Source organism: Leucobacter sp. M11, from assembly GCF_035726885.1.
Classification (GTDB): domain Bacteria; phylum Actinomycetota; class Actinomycetes; order Actinomycetales; family Microbacteriaceae; genus JAPFRB01.
Genome location: NZ_JAPFRB010000002.1, coordinates 372,551 through 377,816, shown reverse-complemented (window position 1 = coordinate 377,816; position 5,266 = coordinate 372,551). Strand labels below are relative to the sequence as shown.

Here is a 5,266-nt window from a genome sequence, read left to right as displayed (position 1 = left end):
AGGCCAGCCTCAGCTATCTGGGCCTCGGGGCCCCGCCGCCGAACGCCTCCTGGGGCCGCCTGCTGCAGGAGGCCCAGGGCACCGTGCTGACCGCGCCGCTCGGCGCGATCGTGCCGGGCATCGCCCTCGTCGTGCTCGTCCTCGGCGTGAACTTCATCGCCGACGGCCTGCGCCAGGTCACCGATCCCACGACCCGGAGGGCCCTGTGAGCCAGACCCCACTGCTCAGCGTGACCGGGCTCGACGTGCGCACCGCGGCGGGCGCGGCGCTCGTCGCGGACGTGTCCTTCCGGATCGCCCCGGGGGAGCGGCTCGGCCTCATCGGCGAGTCCGGCTCGGGCAAATCCGTGACCTCCCTCGCCCTCACGGGGCTCCTCGCGCCGGGGCTGAGCGCCTCGGGTTCCGTGCTCCTCACGGGCACCGAGACGATCGGCGCGACGGAGGCGACGCTGCGCCCCCTGCGCGGCCCCGCGGCCTCCGTCGTCTTCCAGGAACCCCTGACCGCGCTCGACCCGCTGATGCGGGTCGGCACGCAGATCGCCGAGCCGCTGCGGCGTCACCTGGCCCTGCGCGGTGCCACCCTGGACCGCGCCGTCGCCGCGGCCCTCGCGGAGGTCTCCCTCCCCGAACCGAGGATCGCCCGCGCCTACCCGCACGAGCTGTCCGGCGGACAGCGGCAGCGGATCGCGATCGCCATCGCGCTGGCCGCGCAGCCGCAGCTGCTCATCGCGGACGAGCCGACGACCGCCCTCGACGTGACCGTGCAGGCGGAGGTGCTGGACCTCCTCGACCGGCTCGTGCGCGAGCGCGGGATGGCGCTGCTGTTCATCAGCCACGACCTCGCCGTCGTCTCCCGGATGGTGGACCGCATCGTCGTGATGCGGCACGGCCGCGTCGTCGAGACGGGGCGGCCCGAGCAGGTGCTCGGCGCGCCCAGCCACGAGTACACCCGCACCCTGGTCGCGAGCGCCCGCGCCCTGGACGCCGCCCTCGACCCGGGGGAGACCCGATGAGCCTGCTGGAACTGCGCGACGCGAGCTTCGCCTACGGCGCACGCACCGTGGTGCACGGCGTCTCCCTGGCCGTGGCCGCGGGCGAGACGCTGGGCCTCGTCGGCGAGTCCGGCTCGGGCAAGTCCACCATCCTGTCCCTCCTGCTCGGACTGAACGCGCCGAGCGCGGGGGAGGTGCGCTTCGAGGACGCACCCCTGCGCCTGCGCGACCGCGCCCAGATGCGCCGCTTCCGCTCCAGCGTGCAGACCGTCTTCCAGGACCCGTACTCCTCGCTCGACCCGCGGCAGCGCATCGACCGGATCGTGACCGAACCGCTGCGCTCCCTCGGGCTGGCGCGCGGGGAGGACGCCCGCCGCCGCGCGGCCGCCGCGATCGTCGCGGTCGGCCTCCCCGAGGACACGCTGGACCGCTTTCCGCACGAGTTTTCCGGGGGCCAGCGCCAGCGCATCGCGATTGCCCGCGCGACGGTGTCGAACCCGCGGGTGCTCCTCGCCGACGAGCCCGTGAGCGCGCTCGACGTGACCACGCGGATCCAGGTCATCGACCTGCTGAACGAGCTGCGCGCCGAGCAGGGCCTCGCCGTCGTCATGGTCTCCCACGACCTGAGCGCGGTCGCCGCGGTCTGCGAGCGCACCGTCGTGCTGCGCGCGGGACGCGTCGAGGAGGAAGCCCCGACCGGGCAGCTGCTCGCGGCCCCGGCCACGGACTACGCGCGCGCCCTGATCGCGGCCGTGCCTCGGCTGCCCGCCGCCTGAGCCGCCGCAGGGTAACGCCTGTTCCGCGCTGACCGGGCTCGGGGACCTCGCCGATCCGAGCGCCATTTCGCCGGGAAACGCACCTCGGCCCCGGACCGCTGTCGCGGGCCGGGGCCGAGGGGTTTCCCTGAGGAGGCGGGAAGTCGGTGACGCCTAGTCGAAGGTCAGCGCCTCGCGGATGAGCTGCTCCTGCTCGACCGCGTGCACCTTCGCGGAGCCCGTGGAGGGGGCAGCGGAGGCGGCGCGCGAAACGACGCGGATCTTGTCGTTCATGAGGTGCTTGGACAGCTCGAGCGAGATGAAGGGCCAGGCGCCCTGGTTCTCGGGCTCGTCCTGCACCCAGACGAGCTCGGCGTCGCCGTAGCCGCCCAGGGTGCGGATGAGGTCGCGGCCCGGCACCGGGTAGAACTGCTCCACGCGGACCAGGGCGATGCGCTCGTCCGGGGTCTGGGTGAGTGCGTTGCGCAGGTCGTAGTAGGTCTTGCCCGAGACGAGGATCACGCGCTGCACCGCGGCCTTGTCGGCGACCTGGGGGTCGTCGATCACGGGCTGGAAGGAGCCGTTCGTGAAGTCCTCGATCTCGCTCGTCGCACCGCGCAGGCGCAGCATCGACTTCGGCGTGAACACCACGAGGGGCTTCCGCGGCTTCTGGTACGCCTGACGGCGCAGCAGGTGGAAGTAGTTCGCGGGCGTCGACGGACGGGCCACGATCATGTTGTTCTCGGCGCACAGCTGCAGGTAGCGCTCGATCCGGGCCGAGGAGTGGTCCGGGCCCTGACCCTCGTAGCCGTGCGGCAGCAGCATGACGACGGAGGACTCCTGGCCCCACTTCTGCTCGGCGGCCGAGATGAACTCGTCGATCACGGTCTGCGCGCCGTTGGCGAAGTCACCGAACTGCGCCTCCCAGAGCACGAGGGCGTCCTCGCGCTGCACGGAGTAGCCGTACTCGAAGGCGAGGGCGGCGTACTCGCTGAGCAGCGAGTCGTAGATCCAGAACCGGGCCTGATCCTCGGAGAGGTTCAGCAGCGGCAGCCATTCCTGGCCGTTCTCCCGGTCGTGGAACACCGCGTGGCGCTGCACGAAGGTGCCGCGGCGAGCGTCCTGGCCGGCGAAGCGCACCGGGGTGCCCTCGACGAGCAGGGAGCCCAGCGCGATCAGCTCGCCGAAGCCCCAGTCGATCTGGCCGGTGCGGCTCATGTCGACGCGCTTCTTGATGAGCTGCTGCAGCTTCGGGTGCACGTCGAAGCCCTCGGGCTTGTTGCCGTAGGCGTCGCCGATGCGCTCGATGACCTCGCGCCCGATCGCGGTGTCCAGCTCCTGGACCACCTCGATCTCCGTCGTGGCCGTCGGCACGATCCCCGTGGTGTCGATCACGGGGATCGAGGAGGTCTGCGCGGCGTGCGTCTCCTGGAAGGCGCGCTCCAGGCGGTCGTGGAAGTCCTGCTTCGACTGCTCGTACTCTTCCTGGGTGATGTCACCGCGGCCGACGAGCGACTCGGTGTACAGCTGACGCACGGAGCGCTTCGCCTCGATCAGGTTGTACATGAGCGGCTGCGTCATCGAGGGGTCGTCGCCCTCGTTGTGCCCGCGGCGGCGGTAGCAGACCAGGTCAATGATGACGTCCTTGTGGAAGCGCTGGCGGAACTCGTACGCCAGGCGGGCCACGTGCACCACGGACTCGGGGTCGTCGCCGTTCACGTGGAAGATCGGCACCTGGGTGGCCTTGCCGATGTCCGAGGAGTACGTCGTCGAGCGCGAGTCCAGCGGCAGGGTCGTGAAGCCGACCTGGTTGTTCACGATCACGTGGATCGTGCCGCCGACGCGGTAGCCGCGCAGCTGGCTCATCTGCAGCGTCTCGTAGACGACGCCCTGGCCGCTCATCGCGGCGTCACCGTGCACGAGGATCGGCAGGGTGGTGAAGGAGCCGATCGGCTTCAGGTCCTGCTTCGCGCGGACGATGCCCTCCAGGACGCCGTTTACGGCCTCCAAGTGGGACGGGTTCGCGGCGAGGTACACGGGGACCTGGGTGCCGTTCGGGGCCGTGAAGGTGCCCTCGGTGCCGAGGTGGTACTTCACGTCGCCGGAGCCGGTCGCGCCGGTCTGGGTGCCCTCGAACTCGCGGAAGATCTGCCCGTAGGTCTTCCCGGCGATGTTCGACAGCACGTTCAGGCGGCCGCGGTGGGCCATCCCGATATCGACGGAGTCCACGCCGTCCTCGGCCGCGTCCACCAGGATCGCGTCGAGCATGGCGATGACGGACTCGCCGCCCTCCAGGCTGAAGCGCTTCTGGCCGACGTACTTGGTCTGCAGGAAGGTCTCGAAGGCCTCGGCCTCGTTGAGCTTGCCGAGGATGCGCAGCTGCTCATCGTGGTTCGGCTTCGCGTAGGGCACCTCGACCTGCTCCCGGATCCAGAGGCGCTGCTCCGGGTCCTGGATGTGCATGTACTCGATGCCGATCTTGCGGCAGTACGAGTCGCGGAGCACCCCGAGGATGTCGCGCAGGGGCAGCGAGCGCTGGCCGCCGATGCCGCCCGTGACGAACTCGCGGTCCAGGTCCCAGAAGGTGAGCCCGTGGCTCTCGATCTCCAGATCCGGGTGCGAGCGCTGCTGGTACTCCAGCGGGTCCACGTCGGCCATGAGGTGACCGCGCACGCGGTACGCGTTGATGAGCTCCTGCACGCGGGCGGTCTTGTCGACCGCGCCGGAGACGTCCACGCTGATGTCCGAGGCCCACGCGATGGGGGCGTAGGGGATGCGGAGCGCGGCGAAGATCTCGTCGTAGAAGCCGTGCTTGCCGATCAGGCGCTCGTGCACGAGCTTCAGGAACTCCCCGGAGCCAGCACCCTGGATGACGCGGTGGTCGTAGGTGCTCGTCAGGGTGATCGTCTTGCCGATGCCGAGGTTCGAGAGGACCTCCTGCGAGGAGCCCTGGAACTCGGCCGGGTACTCGAGCGCCCCGGCGCCGATGATGCAGCCCTGGCCGTTCATGAGGCGGGGGACCGAGTGTACGGTGCCGATGCCGCCCGGGTTCGTGAGCGAAACCGTGGTGCCGGAGAAGTCATCGGCGCCCAGCTTGTTGTCGCGGGCCCGCTTGACGAGGTCCTCGTAAGCGAGCAGGTACTCGTTGAAGTTCAGGGTGTCCGCGCGCTTGATGCTCGGCACGAGCAGGGCGCGGGTCCCATCGGACTTCGGCACGTCGATCGCGATGCCCAGGCCGACGTGCGCCGGGGCCACCACGGAGGGCTTGCCGTCGACCTCGGCGTAGAACACGTTCTGGCTCGGGAACGTCTTGAGCGTCTGGATCAGCGCCCAGCCGATCAGGTGCGTGAACGACACCTTGCCACCGCGGCTGCGGCGCAGGTTGTTGTTGATCACGATGCGGTTATCGATCAGCAGCTTCGCGGGGATGGTGCGTACGCTGGTCGCGGTCGGCACCGCGAGGCTCGCGTCCATGTTCTTGGACAGCGTCCGGGCCATGCCGCGCAGCGGGGTGACCACA

General features: G+C 70.4%; 3 protein-coding genes and 1 pseudogene. 3 read left to right on the top strand and 1 reads right to left on the bottom strand.

The annotated features are described in order from the left end of the window. The 3 genes and pseudogenes from OOT08_RS06065 to OOT08_RS06055 all read left to right on the top strand — a co-directional run. A pseudogene (locus OOT08_RS06065) lies at positions 1-209 on the top strand (ABC transporter permease); the annotation flags it as partial. Continuing rightward, positions 206-1,012, top strand: coding sequence for an ABC transporter ATP-binding protein (locus OOT08_RS06060; protein ID WP_325091688.1), 807 nt, complete (start codon positions 206-208; stop codon positions 1,010-1,012). The pseudogene OOT08_RS06065 and the gene OOT08_RS06060, both read left to right, overlap by 4 nt. Continuing rightward, on the top strand, positions 1,009-1,767 hold the full coding sequence (locus OOT08_RS06055) for an ABC transporter ATP-binding protein (RefSeq protein ID WP_325091687.1): 759 nt from the start codon (positions 1,009-1,011) through the stop codon (positions 1,765-1,767). Before OOT08_RS06060 ends, OOT08_RS06055 begins: the two co-directional genes overlap by 4 nt. 153 nt (positions 1,768-1,920) lie before the next feature. Here the strand turns inward: OOT08_RS06055 and OOT08_RS06050 are convergent. Beyond that, the coding region (locus OOT08_RS06050) for a multifunctional oxoglutarate decarboxylase/oxoglutarate dehydrogenase thiamine pyrophosphate-binding subunit/dihydrolipoyllysine-residue succinyltransferase subunit (protein WP_325091686.1) at positions 1,921-5,266 on the bottom strand (3,346 nt) is incomplete at its 5' end.